Source organism: Microbacterium gallinarum (assembly GCF_014837165.1).
Classification (GTDB): domain Bacteria; phylum Actinomycetota; class Actinomycetes; order Actinomycetales; family Microbacteriaceae; genus Microbacterium; species Microbacterium gallinarum.
The window spans coordinates 29,626-47,052 of the sequence record NZ_JACSPM010000001.1; the positions used below are offsets into that span (position 1 = coordinate 29,626).

At 70.2% G+C, this 17,427-nt stretch carries 18 protein-coding genes; 6 read left to right on the forward strand and 12 right to left on the reverse strand.

What is annotated here, in order from left to right; translation table 11 throughout:
- Positions 1-9: 9 nt before the first annotated feature.
- The 7 genes from H9622_RS00165 to H9622_RS00195 all read right to left on the reverse strand — a co-directional run bounded on the left by H9622_RS00165 (position 10) and on the right by H9622_RS00195 (position 8,186).
- A complete protein-coding gene (locus H9622_RS00165; RefSeq protein ID WP_191763077.1) occupies positions 10-2,685 on the reverse strand; it encodes an FtsK/SpoIIIE family DNA translocase in 2,676 nt (891 codons plus the stop codon).
- Positions 2,686-2,749: 64 nt separating this feature from the next.
- Entirely contained in the window at positions 2,750-3,247 is a 498-nt protein-coding gene (locus H9622_RS00170; RefSeq protein ID WP_191763080.1) for a GNAT family N-acetyltransferase, read from the reverse strand.
- Positions 3,248-3,321: 74 nt separating this feature from the next.
- Positions 3,322-4,998, reverse strand: a complete 1,677-nt coding sequence (locus H9622_RS00175; protein WP_191763082.1) for a ribonuclease J — start codon at positions 4,996-4,998, stop codon at positions 3,322-3,324.
- Positions 4,999-5,077: 79 nt separating this feature from the next.
- Positions 5,078-6,055 (reverse strand): 4-hydroxy-tetrahydrodipicolinate synthase, encoded by a 978-nt coding sequence (dapA, locus tag H9622_RS00180; RefSeq protein ID WP_191763084.1) that lies wholly within the window; start codon positions 6,053-6,055, stop codon positions 5,078-5,080.
- A gap of 40 nt (positions 6,056-6,095) precedes the next feature.
- The gene (locus tag H9622_RS00185) at positions 6,096-6,860 is read right to left on the reverse strand and encodes an SDR family NAD(P)-dependent oxidoreductase (RefSeq protein ID WP_191763086.1); all 765 of its coding nucleotides are present in this window, start codon (positions 6,858-6,860) and stop codon (positions 6,096-6,098) included.
- A 10-nt stretch (positions 6,861-6,870) separates the two neighbouring features.
- Positions 6,871-7,380, reverse strand: coding sequence for a dihydrofolate reductase (locus H9622_RS00190; RefSeq protein WP_191763088.1), 510 nt, complete (start codon positions 7,378-7,380; stop codon positions 6,871-6,873).
- Positions 7,377-8,186, reverse strand: coding sequence for a thymidylate synthase (locus H9622_RS00195; RefSeq protein ID WP_191763090.1), 810 nt, complete (start codon positions 8,184-8,186; stop codon positions 7,377-7,379). The genes H9622_RS00190 and H9622_RS00195 overlap by 4 nt, the downstream gene beginning before the upstream one ends.
- Before the next feature lie 108 nt (positions 8,187-8,294).
- Here H9622_RS00195 and H9622_RS00200 point away from each other — a divergent pair, with 108 nt between their 5' ends.
- The 4 genes from H9622_RS00200 (at position 8,295) to H9622_RS00215 (ending at position 10,761) form a co-directional block, all read left to right on the forward strand.
- Positions 8,295-8,732 (forward strand): TlpA family protein disulfide reductase, encoded by a 438-nt coding sequence (locus tag H9622_RS00200; RefSeq protein ID WP_191763092.1) that lies wholly within the window; start codon positions 8,295-8,297, stop codon positions 8,730-8,732.
- Positions 8,725-9,321 carry a DUF4395 domain-containing protein gene (locus H9622_RS00205; RefSeq protein ID WP_191763094.1) on the forward strand — a complete coding sequence of 199 codons (597 nt, stop codon included), beginning with the start codon at positions 8,725-8,727 and terminating at the stop codon, positions 9,319-9,321. The genes H9622_RS00200 and H9622_RS00205 overlap by 8 nt, the downstream gene beginning before the upstream one ends.
- Before the next feature lie 92 nt (positions 9,322-9,413).
- On the forward strand, positions 9,414-9,839 hold the full coding sequence (locus tag H9622_RS00210; protein ID WP_191763096.1) for an OsmC family peroxiredoxin: 426 nt from the start codon (positions 9,414-9,416) through the stop codon (positions 9,837-9,839).
- A complete protein-coding gene (locus tag H9622_RS00215; protein WP_191763098.1) occupies positions 9,832-10,761 on the forward strand; it encodes a TIGR01777 family oxidoreductase in 930 nt (309 codons plus the stop codon). Before H9622_RS00210 ends, H9622_RS00215 begins: the two co-directional genes overlap by 8 nt.
- Before the next feature lie 3 nt (positions 10,762-10,764).
- On the opposite strand, the gene H9622_RS00220 is transcribed toward H9622_RS00215, so the two are convergent.
- Positions 10,765-11,214 carry a tetratricopeptide repeat protein gene (locus H9622_RS00220; protein WP_191763100.1) on the reverse strand — a complete coding sequence of 150 codons (450 nt, stop codon included), beginning with the start codon at positions 11,212-11,214 and terminating at the stop codon, positions 10,765-10,767.
- Complete coding sequence (locus tag H9622_RS00225; protein WP_191763102.1) at positions 11,211-12,029, reverse strand: 4-hydroxy-tetrahydrodipicolinate reductase; 819 nt, start codon at positions 12,027-12,029, stop codon at positions 11,211-11,213. The genes H9622_RS00220 and H9622_RS00225 overlap by 4 nt, the downstream gene beginning before the upstream one ends.
- 105 nt (positions 12,030-12,134) lie before the next feature.
- Here H9622_RS00225 and H9622_RS00230 point away from each other — a divergent pair, with 105 nt between their 5' ends.
- Complete coding sequence (locus H9622_RS00230; protein ID WP_191763104.1) at positions 12,135-12,641, forward strand: GNAT family N-acetyltransferase; 507 nt, start codon at positions 12,135-12,137, stop codon at positions 12,639-12,641.
- Here H9622_RS00230 and H9622_RS00235 read toward each other — a convergent pair.
- From H9622_RS00235 to H9622_RS00245, 3 genes are all read right to left on the reverse strand, one after another.
- The gene (locus H9622_RS00235; protein WP_191763106.1) at positions 12,629-13,231 is read right to left on the reverse strand and encodes a histidine phosphatase family protein; all 603 of its coding nucleotides are present in this window, start codon (positions 13,229-13,231) and stop codon (positions 12,629-12,631) included. The genes H9622_RS00230 and H9622_RS00235 overlap by 13 nt on opposite strands.
- A 98-nt stretch (positions 13,232-13,329) precedes the next feature.
- Positions 13,330-14,370, reverse strand: coding sequence for an aldo/keto reductase (locus H9622_RS00240; protein WP_191763108.1), 1,041 nt, complete (start codon positions 14,368-14,370; stop codon positions 13,330-13,332).
- A 277-nt stretch (positions 14,371-14,647) separates the two neighbouring features.
- Positions 14,648-16,927 (reverse strand): polyribonucleotide nucleotidyltransferase, encoded by a 2,280-nt coding sequence (locus H9622_RS00245; RefSeq protein WP_191763110.1) that lies wholly within the window; start codon positions 16,925-16,927, stop codon positions 14,648-14,650.
- A gap of 314 nt (positions 16,928-17,241) precedes the next feature.
- Here H9622_RS00245 and H9622_RS00250 point away from each other — a divergent pair, with 314 nt between their 5' ends.
- Entirely contained in the window at positions 17,242-17,424 is a 183-nt protein-coding gene (locus H9622_RS00250) for a DUF5302 domain-containing protein (protein WP_191763112.1), read from the forward strand.
- Positions 17,425-17,427: the final 3 nt, after the last annotated feature.

A 17,427-nucleotide genomic window follows, 5' to 3' on the forward strand; every position in this document is an offset into this window, starting at 1 on the left:
TGGTGCCGCTCACTCGCGGCCGGTCAGGCCCCACGCATCCTCATCGCCCCCGCTCTCGACGACCGGGTAGCCGTCGAACTGGGCGTCCACCGCGTCGGCGCCGTAGGGGTCGGCCTGCGGAGTGGCCGTCTCGGGCACGTCGTCGCCGCGCAGGCGGGCGAGGACGGCGGGCAGCTGGTCGGGCGTGACGAGCACGTCGCGGGCTTTCGAGCCCTCGGACGGGCCGACGATCTCGCGCGATTCGAGCAGGTCCATGAGGCGTCCTGCCTTGGCGAACCCGACGCGGAGCTTGCGCTGCAGCATCGACGTCGAGCCGAACTGCGTCGACACGATCTGCTCGGCCGCCGCCAGCAGGAGTTCGAGGTCGTCGCCGATGTCCGCGTCGATCTCCTTCTTCTCGGCCGCGACCTGCACGTCGTTGCGGTACTCAGGGCGCGCCTGAGCCGTGACGTGCTTGACGACCTTCTCGATCTCCTGCTCGCTGACCCACGCTCCCTGGACGCGCAGGGCCTTCGACGCCCCCATCGGCAGGAACAGACCGTCGCCCTGCCCGATCAGGCGGTCGGCGCCCGGCTGGTCGAGGATGACGCGGGAGTCGGTGACGCTCGTCACCGCGAACGCGAGACGCGAGGGGACGTTGGCCTTGATGAGGCCGGTCACGACGTCGACCGACGGTCGCTGCGTGGCCAGCACGAGATGGATGCCGCTGGCACGGGCCAGCTGCGTGATGCGCACGATCGAGTCCTCGACGTCGCGGGGAGCGACCATCATGAGGTCGGCGAGCTCATCGACCACGACCAGCAGGTACGGGTAGGGCTTGAGCACCCGCTCGCTGCCCGCGGGAAGCGTGATCTCGCCCGCCACAACCGCCTTGTTGAAGTCGTCGATGTGACGGAAGCCGAACGACGCGAGGTCGTCGTACCGCATGTCCATCTCCTTCACGACCCACTGCAGCGCCTCAGCCGCCTTCTTCGGGTTCGTGATGATGGGCGTGATGAGGTGCGGCACGCCGGCGTACGAGGTGAGCTCCACGCGCTTGGGGTCGATGAGGACCATGCGCACGTCGGCGGGCTTCGCGCGCATCAGCAGGCTCGTGATCATGGAGTTCACGAAGCTCGACTTTCCCGAGCCGGTGGAGCCGGCGACCAGGAGGTGCGGCATCTTGGCGAGGTTCGCCACGACGTAGCCGCCGCCGACGTCCTTCCCGACGCCGATCGTCATGGGGTGCGTCGACTGCTGCGCGTTCTGGGAGCGGAGCACGTCGCCGAGGGTGACGATCTCGCGGTCGGCGTTGGGGATCTCGACGCCGATCGCACTCTTGCCGGGGATGGGGGCGAGTATGCGCACCTCGTTCGAGGCGACCGCGTACGCGATGTTGTTGGTGAGCGCCGTGATGCGCTCGACCTTGACGCCGGGGCCGAGCGCGATCTCGTACTGCGTGACGGTGGGCCCGCGCGAGAAGCCCGTGACGCGCGCGTCGACGGAGAACTGGTCGAGCACGCTCGTGATCGCCTTGACGGTGTCGTCGTTGGCCTGCGACCGCGCCACATGGGGCGTCCCCTGGGCGAGCGCGTTGACCGACGGCAGGCGATAGGGCGCAGTGGGCGCCGCGGGCGAGGCATCCGAGCCGATCCCCGTCAGTCCGGGCAGCACGCCGTCTTCGAGCGGATCGACGCTGTCGTCGCGCAGCGAGGTGCTCGACCCCTTCGACGCCGCGGCGATGACGGACGGGTCGATGACCTCGGTGAGCGCCTCGGCCGATACTTCGGGAACCGGCGGAGCCGGCGGCTCGAGCACCTGGTCGAAGCCGCCCTGCACGGCCCCTGGCGTCAGGAGCGCCGTGAGGTCGTCCGAGCCGAGGGTGTCTTCGGGATCCTGCTCGCGTCCGGTCTTGTTGCGCCGCCACCAGGGCAGGGCGGGATCGGTGTCGTCGTCGGAGACGGATGCCGCGGCATCCGCTGCGCTCTCACGGCTGCGCGGCTCGGCGTCGAACATCCACGCGTAGAGCTCGCCGAGCCGGCGCCCGATGCGGTTCGGCGGTGTCTTGGTGATGATCAGGACGCTGAGCACGGCCAGCAGCGACAGGGCGACATAGGCGCCGACATCGGTGAGGACGAATGCGAGGGGCTCCCCCACCATCCAGCCGAACAGTCCGCCGGCCTCGCTGAGCGCCGGCAGTCCCTGCTTCGGCTGGGGGCGCCCGCCGGCGACGTGGCAGAAGCCCGCGATCGTGACGATCAGCAGGCCGAAGCCGATCCCGATGCGGCCGTTGTCGTGAACCGACGAGGGGTGCCGGAACATCCACCCCGCGAGGAACAGCAGCAGCACCGGCAGGATGAACGCCTCACGGCCGATGAGCCCGCCGACGGAGTAGGCGCTGATCGTCGCCGCGACGTCGCTGCCGATGAAGAACCACTCGTTGACCGCGCCGGCGATGGCGAGAAGCACCAGCAGGAACGGGAAGCCGTCCCGGCGCTGGTCCTTCTCGAGGGTCTCGGGGCCGAACGCCCGGAACAGCGCACCCGTGGCGTGAGCGAGCCCCAGCCACGCGCGCACGATGACGGGGGGCGCCTCGGCGTCGCCGACGTACCGCTTCGGCGCCGGTTCGGGCTTCTTGGCGCGCGACGAGGACGATCCGCGCGCAGGCGTGCGGCCGTTCTTGGTCGGGGTGGTGCTCCTGGCCATCCCCCCACGGTAAGCGGACTCGCGGACTTTTCCGCGGAACCACGCGGCGGAGCGGGCCGGTCGATCAGCGCAGGCGCTTGACCATCGTGTCGCGGCCGTGGCCGGCTGAGGTGACCGCGAAGCCCTCGCTGCGGTACAGCGTCGTCGCGAAGTTGCCGCGCTCCACGCTCAGGCTGATCCGGGCGAAGCCCTGCGTCCGCGCGTGGTCGCACAGCCTCTGCAGGAGGGCTCGGCCGACGCCGTGGGCGCGCCAGATCGGTCGCACTCCGATGATGAGTTCCGGCACGCCGGTGCCGACGTATCCGAATCCGGGATCCGTGCGCGGCAGCATCCGGTACCAGGCGGCGCCGATGGGCTCTTCGTTCGCGTCGACCGCGACGAAACCGGCATCGCCCGGCTGCTTCCACCCCGTGACGTACCGGCTGTGATCGGAGTCGGTGATCAGCTGATGCTTCGGCCGCGCCGCGCCAGGCCGCCAATTCGCCGCCTCGACGACCATGTCACCCAGAAACGTGCCGTCCGCCTGCGTGGCTTCGCGAACGCGGAAGGCTGCGGGTGGCATGACGCGAGTTTAGCGATGGTGTGCGGATGCCTCGTCCCGTCCCTGCGGCACGGGACGCGGCATCCGCTCGCCCCTCACGCCTCGATGACGAGCGGCACGATCATCGGCCGGCGACGCAGCGACTGGTTCACCCAGCGGCCGATCGTGCGGCGGACGACCTGCGAGAGCGCGTGCGAGTCGCGCACCCCCGACTTGGCCGCCTCGGAGAGCGCCGCGGCGATCTTCGGCTTGACCGCGTCGAACACGGCGTCGTCCTCGGCGAAGCCGCGTGCGTGGATCTCCGGCCCCGAGATGATCTTGCCGGTCGACGCGTCGACGACGACGATGACCGAGATGAAGCCCTCCTCGCCGAGGATGCGGCGATCCTTGAGGTCGGCGTCGGTGATCTCGCCCACCGTCGACCCGTCGACGTAGACGAAGCCCAGGTCGAGCTGGCCGACGACCGACGCGTCGCCGTCCTTGAGGTCGATCACGGTGCCGTTCTCGCCCAGGATCGTGCGCTCGGGGTCGATGCCGGTGTCCTGGGCGAGCCGCGCGTTGGCCATGAGGTGGCGGTACTCGCCGTGGATCGGGAGCACGTTCCTCGGCTTGAGGATGTTGTAGCAGTACAGCAGCTCGCCGGCGGCGGCATGGCCCGACACGTGCACCTTCGCGTTGCCCTTGTGCACGACGTTCGCGCCCAGCTTCGTCAGCCCGTCGATCACACGGTAGACGGCGTTCTCGTTGCCGGGGATGAGGCTCGAGGCGAGGATCACGGTGTCGCCGGGGCCCGGCTCGATCGCGTGGTCGAGGTTGGCCATGCGGCTGAGGACGGCCATCGGCTCGCCCTGCGAGCCCGTCGACATGTAGACGATGCGGTCGTCGGGCAGGTCGCGCGCCTTCTTGTAGTCGATGAGCACGTTCTCGGGCACGTTGAGGTAGCCCAGGTCTTCCGCGATCGTCATGTTGCGCAGCATGCTGCGGCCGAGGAGCGCGACCCGCCGGCCGTGGGCGGCCGCGGCATCCAGCACCTGCTGCACGCGGTGGACGTGGCTCGAGAAGCTCGCGACGATGACGCGGCGCGGCGAATTGCCGATGACCTGGTCGAGCACCGGACCGATGGAGCGCTCGAGCGGGGTGAAGCCCGGCACATCGGCGTTGGTCGAGTCGACGAGGAACAGATCGACGCCCTCCTCGCCGAGGCGAGCGAACGCGCGGAGGTCAGTGAGGCGGCCGTCGAGCGGCAGCTGGTCCATCTTGAAGTCGCCGGTCGCGAGCACGAGACCCGCGGGAGTGCGGATGGCGACGGCCAGCGCATCGGGGATCGAGTGGTTGACCGCGATGAACTCGAGCTCGAATGGTCCCAGGTTCTCGCGCTGCCCCTCCGCCACGGTGAGGCTGTACGGCTTGATCCGGTGCTCCTTGAGCTTCGCCTCCGTGAGGGCGAGCGTCAGGCCCGAGCCGACGATGGGGATGTCGGACTTCAGCTTGAGGAGGTACGGCACGGCGCCGATGTGGTCTTCGTGACCGTGGGTGAGCACCACTCCGACGATGTCGTCGAGGCGGCTCTTGATCGGCTCGAAGTCGGGCAGGATCAGGTCGACGCCGGGCTGGTGCTCCTCGGGGAACAGCACACCGCAGTCGACGACGAGCAGCTTGCCGCCGTACTCGAACACGGTCATGTTGCGGCCGACCTCGCCGAGACCGCCGAGTGGGGTGATCCGGAGGGTGCCCTGCTCGAGTGCGGGCGGGTCGAATGGGGTAGTGGGCATGGTCAGCCTCCTCGGGACGCCGGGGCGTCCCTTCGCTTGTGTCGCCGTCGCCCCGATGGGGGCTGGTCGGCGCGCGTGGTCATCTCGTGGTGCCCGACACCTTCGGCAGCGCGCCGCCGGCGGCGGCGTTGCGGTCGGGCCGGAAGTTGGAGAAGTCGGCGCCGGGCACACCGACGACGAGCGCCAGCTCGTCCTCGATCTTCGCGGCTTCCCACTCCTCGGGACCGACAAGGGGCAGCCGCACGCGCGGGCTGCCGATGCGGCCGAGGCCGTGCAGGATGTACTTCGCCGAGACGGTGCCCGGCACGTGGGTCATCACCGCGCGCACGAGCGGCTCGAGCCGCTTGTGCTCGGCGGTGGCGGCGGTGAGATCGCCGGCGTTGACGGCGTCGACGATCGCGCGGTACGGCGCGGGGGCGATGTTGGCAGTGACGCCGATGAGCCCGGTCGCCCCGATCGAGAGGTGCGGCAGCACGTTGGCGTCGTCGCCCGAGAAGTACAGCAGGTCGGTCTGGTTCAGAACGCGGCTGACCTCGCTGAAGTCGCCCTTGGCGTCTTTGATCGCGAGGATGTTCGGATGCTTGGCCAGGCGCAGGATCGTCTCGTACTTGATGGGCACGCCGGTGCGGCCGGGGATGTCGTAGAGGATGACGGGGAGGTCGGTGGCATCGGCGACGAGCCGGAAGTGGGTGAGGATGCCCGCCTGCGTCGGCTTGTTGTAGTACGGCGTGACGATCATGATGCCGTCGGCGCCGGCCTTCTCGCTGGCCTTGTAGAGCTCGATGGCGTGCGCTGTCTCATTGGAGCCGCCGCCCGTGATGATCTTGGCGCGGCCGGCTGCGACGTCCTTCCCGACCTCCACCAGACGGATCTTCTCGGCGTCGGTGAGGGTCGAGGTCTCACCGGTGGTGCCCGTGACGACGATGCCGTCGGCTCCAGCGGTGATGACGTCGTCGATGTGCTTCTCGACAGCGGGCCAATCGACTTCGCCGTCCGCCGTCATCGGGGTGACGAGCGCGACGAGAACCTGTCCGAATGGGTTGCCCGTGTGCGTCATGCACCCAGGCTATCGGGATGCCGCCTGCTGCGCCGTGTCGTCAGCGCCCTGTGGCAGCCGCCCGAGCGACGAGCCGGGCAGGTGCGAGGCGGCTCGCCGTCACGAGCAGCTTGTACTTCGCCGACGGCACCGAGACCGCCTTGCCCCGCGCGGCATCGCGCAGCGATGCGGCGACGACCGTGCGCGCGTCCAGCCACATCCAGTCGGGAACGCCCTCCTTCCCCGGCGGGAGTCCAGCCCGCTCGTGGAAGTTGGTGTGCGTGAAGCCGGGGCAGACGGCGGTCATCGTCACGCCGCGGCCGGCGTACGCCGCATTGGCCCAGCGGCTGAAGCTGATGAGCCAGCCTTTGCAGGCTCCGTAGGTCGAGCGGGGCGTGAATCCCGCCACGGACGCGACGTTGAGGATGCGGCCGTGCCCGCGCGCCAGCATGGGTCCGAGGGCGGCGTGGCTCAGCCGCATGGGCACCTCGACGTGGAGGTCCAGGTGACGCACCTCGTCTTCGATGTCGTTGCGCTCGAACGCCAGCGGAAGCCCGAAGCCCGCGTTGTTGACGAGCATCTCGATCGGCCGGCCGGGGTCGGTGAGGCGCCGCTCCACCTTCTCGCGCTGCCGCGGCTCGAGCAGGTCGGCCGCGAGCACCTCGACGCCGACGCCGTGACGCGTGCGCAGGGCGGCCGCCAGGTCGTCGAGCGCCTCGCGGTCGCGCGCGACCATCACGAGGTCGGCGCCCATCGCCGAGAGCTGCCGCGCGTACTCCGCGCCGAGGCCCGAGCTCGCGCCCGTGATCATCGCCGTCTTCGCCATGCGCGACAGCCTAGGACGCGCGCGTGAGACCGAGGAATCGATAGCGGATGCCGCTGCTCGACGTGTGCCAGCCCTCGACGGGGTCGATCGACTCGACCGCCCACCCGGCTCGGCCGGGGGCGAGAGTGTCGCCGTCGACCTCGGCGTCGAGCTCGGTGACCTCGAGCCGGTCGGCCATCGCGATGCTCTCGCGGAAGAGCTCGCCACCGCCGATGATCCAGATCCAGTCGGGTGCGTCTGCCGTCGCGGCGGTCATCGCAGCGTCGAGCGATCCCGCCCGCTCCGCGCCCTCGGCACTCCACGCCCCGTTGCGGGTGACGACGATGTTGCGTCGGCCCGGGAGCGGCCGGAACCGCTCGGGGAGCGACTCCCACGTGCGGCGGCCCATCACGACCGGTCCGCCCGACGTCACCGCCTTGAAGTGCGCGAGGTCTTCGGGCACGTGCCACGGCATGCCGCCGTCGGCCCCGATCACCCCGCCGTGCGCTTCGGCCCAGACGAGGCCGATGCGTGGCGTCATACCGCGACCGCCCCGCGGATCGCCGGGTGGTGCTGGTAGTCCTCGACGACGAAGTCGTCGTACGTGTAGTCGAAGATCGTCTCGGGCTTCCGAGCGAAGCGGAAGGTCGGGTAAGGGTACGGCTCGCGCGTGAGCTGCTCGCGCACCTGCTCGACATGGTTGTCGTAGATGTGGCAGTCGCCGCCGGTCCAGACGAAGTCGCCCGGCTCGAGACCGGTCTGCTGCGCGACCATGAGCGTGAGCAGGGCGTACGAGGCGATGTTGAACGGCACGCCGAGGAAGAGGTCGGCACTCCGCTGGTACAGCTGGCACGACAGGCGACCGTCGGCGACATAGAACTGGAACATCGCGTGGCAGGGCGCGAGGGCCATGTCGGGGATGTCGGCGGGATTCCACGCCGACACCAGCAGCCGACGGGAGTCGGGGGTCGAGCGGATCTGCTCGATCACCTGGGAGATCTGGTCGATGTGCGCGCCGTCGGGCGTGGGCCACGAGCGCCACTGCACGCCGTACACAGGACCGAGCTCGCCGTCGGCGTCGGCCCACTCGTCCCAGATGGTCACGCCGTTGTCCTGCAGCCATCGCACGTTGGACTCGCCGCGAAGGAACCACAGCAGCTCGTAGGCGATGGACTTGAAGTGCACCCGCTTGGTCGTGATCAGGGGGAAGCCCTGCGACAGGTCGAAGCGGATCTGGCGCCCGAACGCGCTGGTCGTCCCCGTTCCGGTGCGGTCGTCCTTGTGGGTGCCGTGCTCGAGCACATCGCGCAGGAGGTCCTCGTAGGGGGTGGGGATCGCCGTCGTCACGGCTGCCACGATACCCGCGCCCTCCCCCACCGGCCTCTGTTACGCCGGGAGCGTCATAATCGCGGCATCCGGTCTCCATTCAGGTGAACGGGAATACCCTGATCAGTTGTGAACCTCGTGACCGCCTTCGTCATCATCGCCGCGCTCCTCGCGCTGACGGTGGCCATCGGCGTCTATCTGCGCTGGCGCCAGTCGCGTCCGCAGCGTCACATCCTCCACGAGGTCGTCGAGCCACAGCGGCTCGGCGCCGACGGCCTCGGCGAGGTGGCGACGCTGCTGCAGTTCAGCACCGAGCTCTGCGCCCGCTGCCCCGGCGTGCACCGCACGCTGTCGAGCATCGCCGACGCGCACGAGGGCGTCCGCCACCTCGACGTCGACCTGACGCATCGGCCCGACATCGCCAAGCACTTCCACGTCCTCCAGACGCCCACCACGCTCGTGCTCGACCGCGGCGGAGTGATCCGGACCCGCTTCGGCGGTACGCCGAGCCGTGACGTGCTCGAGCTCGAACTGAACCGGCTCACGGCGGAGGACGCGCATGTCTGACGGGGCGGATGCCTCGGCCCGGCGCGGCATCGACCCCCGGGGTCCCCGCTTCGCGGCCGGGATCACCTCGGTCCTGCTGCTGATCGCGCTGTTCCTCAGCCTCACGGGGCTGTCTGCGGCGTACGGATCGGCGGCGTTCGGATGGTTCGCCTATCAGCCGCTGGCCCAGGAGAGCTTCATCCCGCTCGGCTGGGTCGTTTCGACGACGACGGTCGACGCCCGCATCCTCGACCCGGGCTTCCTGCTGCTGCTCGTCATCGCGCTGCTGTTCCTGTGGGGCGTCGTCTCTCCGCGCACCGCACCGTGGGGCGTGCTCTACCGCTCCGTCGTCGCGCCGCGCCTCGCGCCGCCGACCGAGCTCGAAGACCCGCGTCCGCCGCGGTTCGCGCAGGGCGTCGGCCTGGTCGTCGTCGGCCTGGGCCTCGTCCTCCACCTCTTCGGCGTGCCGCTGGCCCTGCCGGTCGCCGCGGCGTTCGCATTCGTGGCCGCCTTCCTCAACGCGGTCTTCGGCGTGTGCCTCGGCTGCATGATGTACCTCCTGCTGCAGCGGCTCGGTCTGATCGGCCGCGCAGGCCCGGCGTCCGCCTGACACGCGTCGCGCACCGTCGCGCCGCTGCGTCGCGCGCGGTTAGGCTGACCGCGAGGCGCTCGGTCCGCGGGCGCCGTGAGAGGGAGGCCCCCATGACGGTCACGAGCGAAGCAACCACCGCCTGGAAGGGCGGTCTGTTCGACGGAGCCGGCGAGGTGACGTTCGTCTCGTCCGGGCTCGGCACCTTCGACGTCAACTGGAAGGCGCGCAGCGAGGGCTCGACCTCCACGACGACGCCCGAAGAGCTCATCGCCGCCGCCCACTCGTCGTGCTTCAGCATGGCCTTCTCGCTCGCGCTGGCCGAGAACGGCACGCCGCCCGAGTCGATCGACACGACCGCGTCGGTGACCTTCAAGCCCGGCACCGGTATCACCGGCAGCCACCTCAACGTGAACGCCGTCGTGCCCGGCCTCGACCCCGAGGAGTTCGAGCGCCTGGCGCAGGCGGCGAAGGCGGGATGCCCGGTCTCGCAAGCCCTCGCGGGCGTCGAGATCACCATCGAGGCCACGCTTGCCTGATGCCGCTTCACCGCGGCCCGGCCCACGCCGGGTCGTGGTGCACGGGTCGACGGGACTCATCGGGTCGGCCCTGGTGGACAGCCTGCGCGCCGACGGCGTCGAGGTCACGCGCCTCGTGCGCCGGCCCGCCGAGGCGTCCGACGAGGTGGAGTGGCTCACCGGCTCCTCCGCGCTCGATCCCGCGGTCCTCGACGGCGCCGAGGCGGTCGTCGGGCTCAACGGGGCGACGATCGGCCGATTCCCGTGGACGGCCCGTTACAAGAACACGCTGCTCTGGTCGCGCGTGACGCCGACCCAGGCGATGGCCCGCGCGCTGCGCGAACTGGGAGCGGATGCCCCGGCTTTCGTGTCCGCGTCGGCCGTGGGCTACTACGGCTCGGCGCCGCGTCGCCGTCTCGACGAGACGTCACCGCGCGGTGAGACGTTCCTCGCGGACCTCTGCGGCGAATGGGAGGCCGCTGCGCGTTCGGCGGGCGATCAGACGCGGGTCGCCCTGCTGCGCACGGCTCCGATCGTCCATGCCGACGGCGTGCTCAAGCCGCTCATGCTGCTGACCAAGCTCGGCGTGGGCGGTCCGATCGGCCGGGGCACGCAGGTCTGGCCATGGATCTCGCTCGAGGACGAAGTGCGCGCCATCCGCCACGTCATCGACTCCGGCCTCGACGGCCCCGTCAACCTCGTGGGTCCCACGCGCGCCACCGCGAACGACCTGGGCTTCGCGCTGGCGGTGCGGATGAACCGCCCGTTCCTGCTCCGAGCGCCGGTGTGGGCCGTGCGGATGGTGCTCGGAACCGACGCCACCGAGGCCGTGCTGACGTCCGACCTGGATGTCGCGCCCGCTGTGCTCGAGGCATCCGGATTCTCGTTCCGCCACCCCACGGTCGAAGACGCGATCGCCTCCGCCGTGCCTGCGGCGGACTGAACCTCAGGAGCGGTGCTCGGCCCGTTCGAGCCGGATGGCGCGGCGCACGGCTTCGCGCGCGCGGCGGCGGTCGCCGGAGGCGTCGTACGCGAGGCCGAGACGGTACCAGGCGCGCCAGTCGTCCGGGTTCTGCTCGGCAGCGGCGCGGTACACCGGGAACACGGCGTCGGCCTCTTCCCGGATCGCGCGCCCGCTGGGGCGCACCGCCACCTCCTCGGTGGGAAGGGCGTCTTCGGACGACAGCCGCCGGCCGAGCTGCTCGGCGCGCACGCCGAACCACAGCTCACGCCCCACGCCCCACACCGCGAGCAGCGGCAGCACGATGAGCGCCGCGCCCATGATCACAGCGACCGTGTCACCGCTCGTGAGCAGCAGCCACGCCCGCTGACCCACGAGCACGATGTACAGGGCGAGGAGCACCGCCATGACGGCGACGCCGATGCGTGCGCTCATGCGCCCGTCGTCCGGGCGACCTGGCCGGGCACGCCGCCCTCGTCGAGCGGACGGCCTGCCGTCGTCGATGCACCCGGGGTGCGCAGACGGAGGTCGAGGAAGCTGTCGAGGCCGACCGTGACGCCCTTCGCGTCGCGGGCGGCGGCGAGGGCGAGGCGGATGCCGGGCCCGTACGCGCTGGCCGGCTCGATGGTGTCGTGGACGATCGTGAGCGACTCCCCCGCGCCGGCGAGGATCGTCTCCTGCCGAGCGATGACGCCGGGACGACGCAGCGAATGGATCGGCACGCTCGCGACCTGCTGACCGCGGGCGCGCTGATCGACGTGAGGCGACTCGACAGGGCCGACCTCGACGCGCGCGGCGGCGATGAGCTCGGCCGTGCGCACGGCCGTGCCGCTGGGCGAGTCGATCTTCGTCTCGCGGTGCGCCTCGACGATCTCGATCGAGGGGAAGAACGGCGCGGCCGCGGCGACGATCGCCGAGCCGATGACCGAGCCGAGCGAGAAGTTCGGGATGAACACGACGCCGACATCGGTGGCGTCCACGAGCGGGCGAACGAGGGCGATGCGCTCGGCCGACCAGCCTGACGTGCCCACGAGCACGTTGATGCCGCGCTCGACGGCGGCGCGGACGACGTCGATCGACACCGCCGGAGTGGAGGCGTCGACGACGAGATCGGCGCCGTCGAGCTCGTCGAGCTGCGAGCGCGACGACAGGGTCGCGTGAAGGTCGAAGCCGTCTTCCTGCTCGACCACGTCGCGGATGATCCCGCCGAGCTTGCCGGTGCCGCCCACGATGGCCACGCGCGTCGTCATGCGTTTCATCCTAGGCGGGAGGGATGCCGCCCCCGGCCGTGTGACGTCCCGCCGGAGCCCCGCCGGCGGGCGTGCCGGCCCACCCCGGACGCCTACGCTGGAAGGGTGGTGACCCTTCGCGAATCCCCTGTCGACGCCCCTGACGCCCACGAGCTCCTCGCCGAGTACTTCCGTGCCCGCACAGCCGGCTTCGCCGAACAGGCCGTGGTGTACACCACGACCTTCCCGCAGCCCGAGGCGTTCGTGCGGCCGGCCGGCGTCTTCGTGATCCTCGACGACGACGAGCGCCGGCCGGTCGGCTGCGGCGGAATCCGCCTCATCCCCGACGGGCCGCACGGCACCCGGTACGAGGTCAAGCACCTCTACCTCCGGCCCGAGACCCGCGGCCGCGGCTGGGGACGCCTGCTCATGGACGGCCTCGAGTCACGGGCCCGCGAGCTCGGCGCGCGTGAACTGGTGCTAGACACGCACCACTCGCTGGAAGCCGCCGGCGCACTCTACGCCCGCACCGGCTTCACCACGATCGAGCCCTACAACGACAACCCGAACGCGAGCCGCTGGTACAGCAAGGTGCTCGCAGCTCCGGCGACCTCCGAGGATCAGACCGGGTAGACCTCGGGCAGGCCCGTGCGCAGCTCGACCGGGAGGTGCGCCATGTCGTTGTGCGAGAGCAGAGTCCAGGGGCGGCCCTGCTTCTGGGCGATCACCGTCAGGCCGCAGTGGGCCTGGTTCAGAGTCATCCAGCGCCAGTCGGGCGCCTGCAGCACCTCGCGGACGAACCACGCGATGACGAAGTTGTGCGTGATGAGCAGCTCGTGCACCTCGCCGCGCTTGCGCACGAGGTACTCGCTCACGGCGTCGGCCATCTGCGCGCGGCCGGCTTCGATCTCGGCCTCGGTGACGGAACCGAAGAACGGCTCGAACGCCGTCGGCGTCTCCTCGGTCATGCCCGTCGGCACGCAGTCGAACAGCAGTGCCGATGGCTCGGGCTCGAGCGACGGCATGCGCTCCTTGACGGCCTGCGCGGTCTGGCTCGCACGCTCGAGCGGCGAATGCCACACCGCATCGAACGGCACGCCGGACAGCCGATCGGCCAGCAGAGCGGCCTGCCGCCGGCCCCGCGGCGACAGGCGCCCGTCGACCAGGCCGTGCTCGGCATCCTGGTGCTCACCATGTCGCACGAGGTAGATGTAGTGCGTCACGCAGCTCACTCCGTCGGGGGTCGCGTGCCCCGACGGGACACCTCCTCCACCCTACGACACGGACCAGACAGCCCCCGGTCGCGCCGTGACGGAGCGACCTACTCGGACGCCCGGGCGATGTCGGACAGCTGGGCGCGGCTCAGGCGGACGCCGACGCCCTGCACGAGCTCCTCGACCTGTGCCGAGGCGAACGCGTTGATGATCGGCGCCGTCACGAGCTTCTGCGCGAGCAGCCACGCCACCGCGACGGCAGCGTCGGGCACGCCGAGCTCCGTTCCGACCGCGTCGAGCGCGCGCAGTGTGCGGCTGCCGCGGCGGTTGAGGTTCGCCGCGAGCTGGGCGCCGCGCACGGACAGCGTGCCGCGCAGGCGCGTGCGCTGACGACCGGCGAGGAAGCCGTGCTCGAGCGCGTGCGACGGCGTGACCGCCATGCCCTGCGCTCCGGCGACGAGCCGCAGGTCGGCGTCGAACTCGTGCCGCCGGAGCACGTTGAACGGCACGTCGAGCACGGTGATGCGCGGGAACCCCGCGGACGAGTAGATGCGCGCTTCGACGAGCTGGGCTGCGGTGTAGCCGATGGCGCCCAGCGCACGGACCTTGCCGCTGTCGACCAGCCACTCGGCCGTGGCCAGCGTGTCTTCGAGGGCGGTGGTCGAGTCGCTCGTGGCGTCGAGGTACAGCACGTCGATGCGATCCGTCCGCAGACGGGTGAGGGATGCCTCGACCGCGCGCACCAGGTTCACCGGACCGAGCCCGGGGTTGTCGGCATGGCCGCCGATGCGCACCATGAGGGCGACGTCGTCGCGGAGCCCGCGGGAGTGCAGCCACTGACCGATGATGTGCTCGCTGCGCCCGGCGGCGAAGCTGTCGGACGTGTGCACCGCGTTGCCGCCGAGTTCGACGTAGGTGTCGAGGATGTCGTGGCTGGACTCGAGGTCGACGTTCCAGCCGAACTCCGCGCCGCCGAGGATCAGCGGGAAGATGTCGATGCCGCTCTCGCCGAGCGGAGTGCGCACGTTGCGGCCGACGGGCGGCCCCTGAACCGGGATCGGTGCGGACGGGTGCACGCCGGGCACGATGGTGGAGAGTGTCTCGGGGCTCGATGACGAGAGCTTCGAGTCAACGCCGAAGAAAGCCATGTGACACCCCCTCACGTCGACTCCCGATGGAGACTTCGTGATCGCCTGTCCCGCACCCCCCGGCGCGTTACCTAAGAGGGTAGGGCAGTCCGGACAATCCCCTGACCGTTGCGGTGTGTCGCGGGTAAACATTACATAACGCTTTGGTCACGTCCCGAGAGCTCCACCCCCGCCTGTCCCCCATTCGGCGGACACACTCGCGCATCCCGCGCGCAGACGAGGGATGCCCGCCCCCTCCGCTCGGGAAGGGACGGGCATCCGGACAATGCTGTCTGGCTCAGCCTTCGGCGGGAGCCTCGGGGCCCTCGCTCGCAGCGTCGCGACCCTCCTGGTCGGCGGCCTCCTCGAGAACGGGCTCGAGGGAGAGCTTGCCGCGGTCGTCGATCTTGGTGATCCGGACGAGCAGCTTCTGTCCGACACCGAGCACGTCTTCGACGTTCTCGACGCGCTTTCCGCCGGCGAGCTTGCGGACCTCGCTGACGTGCAGCAGGCCGTCCTTGCCGGGCAGGAGCGAGATGAACGCGCCGAACGTCGCGATCTTCACGACGGTGCCGAGGAACTGCTCGCCGACCTCCGGGTTGGTGGGGTTGGCGATCGCATTGACCTGGGCACGGGCGGCCTCGGCCGACGGGCCGTCGGTCGCGCCGATGTAGACGGTGCCGTCCTCCTCGATGGAGATCTGAGCGCCGGTCTCATCCTGGATCGCGTTGATCGTCTTGCCCTTCGGGCCGATGAGCTCGCCGATCTTGTCGACCGGGATCTGCACGCTGATCACGCGCGGGGCGGTCGGAGCCATCTCGTCCGGCCCGTCGATCGCGGCGTTGAGGACGTTGAGGATCGTGAGGCGAGCCTCCTTGGCCTGGGTGAGCGCGGCGGCGAGGACCGACGACGGGATGCCGTCGAGCTTCGTGTCGAGCTGGATCGCCGTGACGAACTCGCTCGTGCCGGCGACCTTGAAGTCCATGTCACCGAGGGCGTCCTCGGCGCCGAGGATGTCGGTCAGTGCCGCATAGCGGGTCTGACCGTCGACCTCGTCGGACACGAGCCCCATCGCGATGCCGGCGACCGGAGCGCGCAGCGGCACACCGGCGTTCAGCAGCGACAGCGTCGAGGCGCAGACCGAGCCCATCGACGTCGAGCCGTTCGAGCTCAGCGCCTCCGAGACCTGGCGGATGGCGTACGGGAACTCCTCGCGGCTGGGCAGCACCGGCATGAGGGCGCGCTCGGCGAGGAAGCCGTGCCCGATCTCACGACGCTTGGGGCTGCCGACCCGGCCGGTCTCACCGGTCGAGTACGGCGGGAAGTTGTAGTGGTGCATGTAGCGCTTGCTCGTCGTGGGCGACAGCGAGTCGATCTGCTGCTCCATCTTGAGCATGTTCAGCGTCGTGACACCCAGGATCTGGGTCTCACCGCGCTGGAAGATCGCCGAGCCGTGCACGCGCGGGATGACCTGCACCTCTGCGTCGAGCGGACGGATGTCGGCCAGGCCGCGCCCGTCGATGCGGACGCCCTCGGAGAGGATGCGACCGCGCACGATCTTCTTGGTGACGGACTTGTATGCACCGCCGAACTCGGCTGCGGCCGATGCCGGCAGCTCGCCGGCGTCGATCGCCGCGGTGAGCTCCGCCTTGACACGGTCCTTGATCGCGTCGTCGGCGCTCTGGCGCTCCTGCTTGTCGGCGATCTGGTAGACGCCGACGAGCTCACCGTAGGCGCGCGAGTTCACGAATTCGAACGTCTCATCGGTGTAGGGCGGGAAGACGGGGTACACGCCGGGCTCGCGCGACGAGCTCGCAGCCATCTGGGCCTGGGCCTCGACGAGCTGCTTGAGGAACGGCTTGGCGGCCTCGAGGCCCTGCGCCACGATCTCCTCGTTCGGCTTGACGGCGCCACCCTTGATGAGGTTCCAGCTGTTCTCGGTGGCCTCGGCCTCGACCATCATGATCGCGACGTCGCCGTCGGGCAGGACGCGACCGGCGACCATGAGGTCGAAGACGGCCTCCTCGACCTGGGCCTGGTTCGGGAACGCGACCCACTGGTCGGCGTGCTCACCGTGGCCGGGGACGAGCGCGAGGCGCACACCGGCGATCGGGCCCGAGAACGGCAGGCCCGAGATCTGCGTCGACGCCGACGCGGCGTTGATCGCGAGCGCGTCGTAGTACTCGCCGGGTGCGATCGAGAGCACCGTCACGACGATCTGCACCTCGTTGCGGAGGCCGTCGACGAACGAGGGACGCAGCGGGCGGTCGATGAGACGGCAGACGAGGATCGCCTCGGTGGAGGGGCGGCCCTCACGGCGGAAGAACGAGCCGGGGATCTTGCCCGCGGCGTACGAGCGCTCTTCGACGTCGACGGTCAGCGGGAAGAAGTCGAAGCCTTCGCGCGGGTGCTTGCCGGCGCTGGTGGCCGAGAGGAGCATCGTCTCCTCGTCGAGGTACGCGGCGACGGCACCCTGTGCCTGCTGCGCGAGGCGTCCGGTCTCGAACCGGACGGTGCGGGTGCCGAAGCGGCCGTTGTCGAGGACGGCTTCGGCGGCGGTGATTTCAGGACCTTCCAAGAGGTCTCTCCTTCTTTGTTTAGCCTCGTCCGGCCGTGTGCCGGGCGAGGATCAATCGAAGGAGCAGGAACAGGCAGATCTCGGCGCGCGGCGATCGCCGCGGATGTCGCCAGCACTGGCCACCAGTAGAAATCCACCCGGCGCGAAGCGACGAGGAGACCACCACAGGGGACCAGCTAGCTGCCGGCCTGCTCCGTGAGCTCATGTTGAATTGAGCGGATGCCGCGAGGGCAACCTTCCCGATCCTACCAGTGGCTGCCCGTTCCGGCGGAAATGCCTGGCGCCGGACCGGCCCCGGTGCCTAGGGTGGGGTCATGAGCACCGACGAGAAGCCGGCGGGCGCGGCATCCGATGAGATGAAGCGCAAGTTCAAGGAAGCACTCGACAAGAAGAACTCGCAGCATCGAGAGGGCGAGCAGCACCTCGACGGCGATTCCGCCGTTCACGGCACCCATGGCGCCGTGACGAAGCGGGAGTTCCGCCGCAAGAGCGGGTGACCG

What these genes read in the sequence shown, in the direction of transcription:
- H9622_RS00225 (WP_191763102.1), bottom strand. Translation starts at nt 12,029, where the DNA reads ATGACGACGCGCGTGGCCATCGTGGGCGGCACCGGCAAGCTCGGCGGG.
- H9622_RS00175 (WP_191763082.1), bottom strand. Translation starts at nt 4,998, where the DNA reads ATGCCCACTACCCCATTCGACCCGCCCGCACTCGAGCAGGGCACCCTC.
- H9622_RS00165 (WP_191763077.1), bottom strand. Translation starts at nt 2,685, where the DNA reads ATGGCCAGGAGCACCACCCCGACCAAGAACGGCCGCACGCCTGCGCGC.
- H9622_RS00170 (WP_191763080.1), bottom strand. Translation starts at nt 3,247, where the DNA reads ATGCCACCCGCAGCCTTCCGCGTTCGCGAAGCCACGCAGGCGGACGGC.
- H9622_RS00210 (WP_191763096.1), top strand. Translation starts at nt 9,414, where the DNA reads ATGACGGTCACGAGCGAAGCAACCACCGCCTGGAAGGGCGGTCTGTTC.
- H9622_RS00220 (WP_191763100.1), bottom strand. Translation starts at nt 11,214, where the DNA reads ATGAGCGCACGCATCGGCGTCGCCGTCATGGCGGTGCTCCTCGCCCTG.
- H9622_RS00240 (WP_191763108.1), bottom strand. Translation starts at nt 14,370, where the DNA reads ATGGCTTTCTTCGGCGTTGACTCGAAGCTCTCGTCATCGAGCCCCGAG.
- H9622_RS00185 (WP_191763086.1), bottom strand. Translation starts at nt 6,860, where the DNA reads ATGGCGAAGACGGCGATGATCACGGGCGCGAGCTCGGGCCTCGGCGCG.
- dapA (WP_191763084.1), bottom strand. Translation starts at nt 6,055, where the DNA reads ATGACGCACACGGGCAACCCATTCGGACAGGTTCTCGTCGCGCTCGTC.
- H9622_RS00205 (WP_191763094.1), top strand. Translation starts at nt 8,725, where the DNA reads ATGTCTGACGGGGCGGATGCCTCGGCCCGGCGCGGCATCGACCCCCGG.
- H9622_RS00190 (WP_191763088.1), bottom strand. Translation starts at nt 7,380, where the DNA reads ATGACGCCACGCATCGGCCTCGTCTGGGCCGAAGCGCACGGCGGGGTG.
- H9622_RS00250 (WP_191763112.1), top strand. Translation starts at nt 17,242, where the DNA reads ATGAGCACCGACGAGAAGCCGGCGGGCGCGGCATCCGATGAGATGAAG.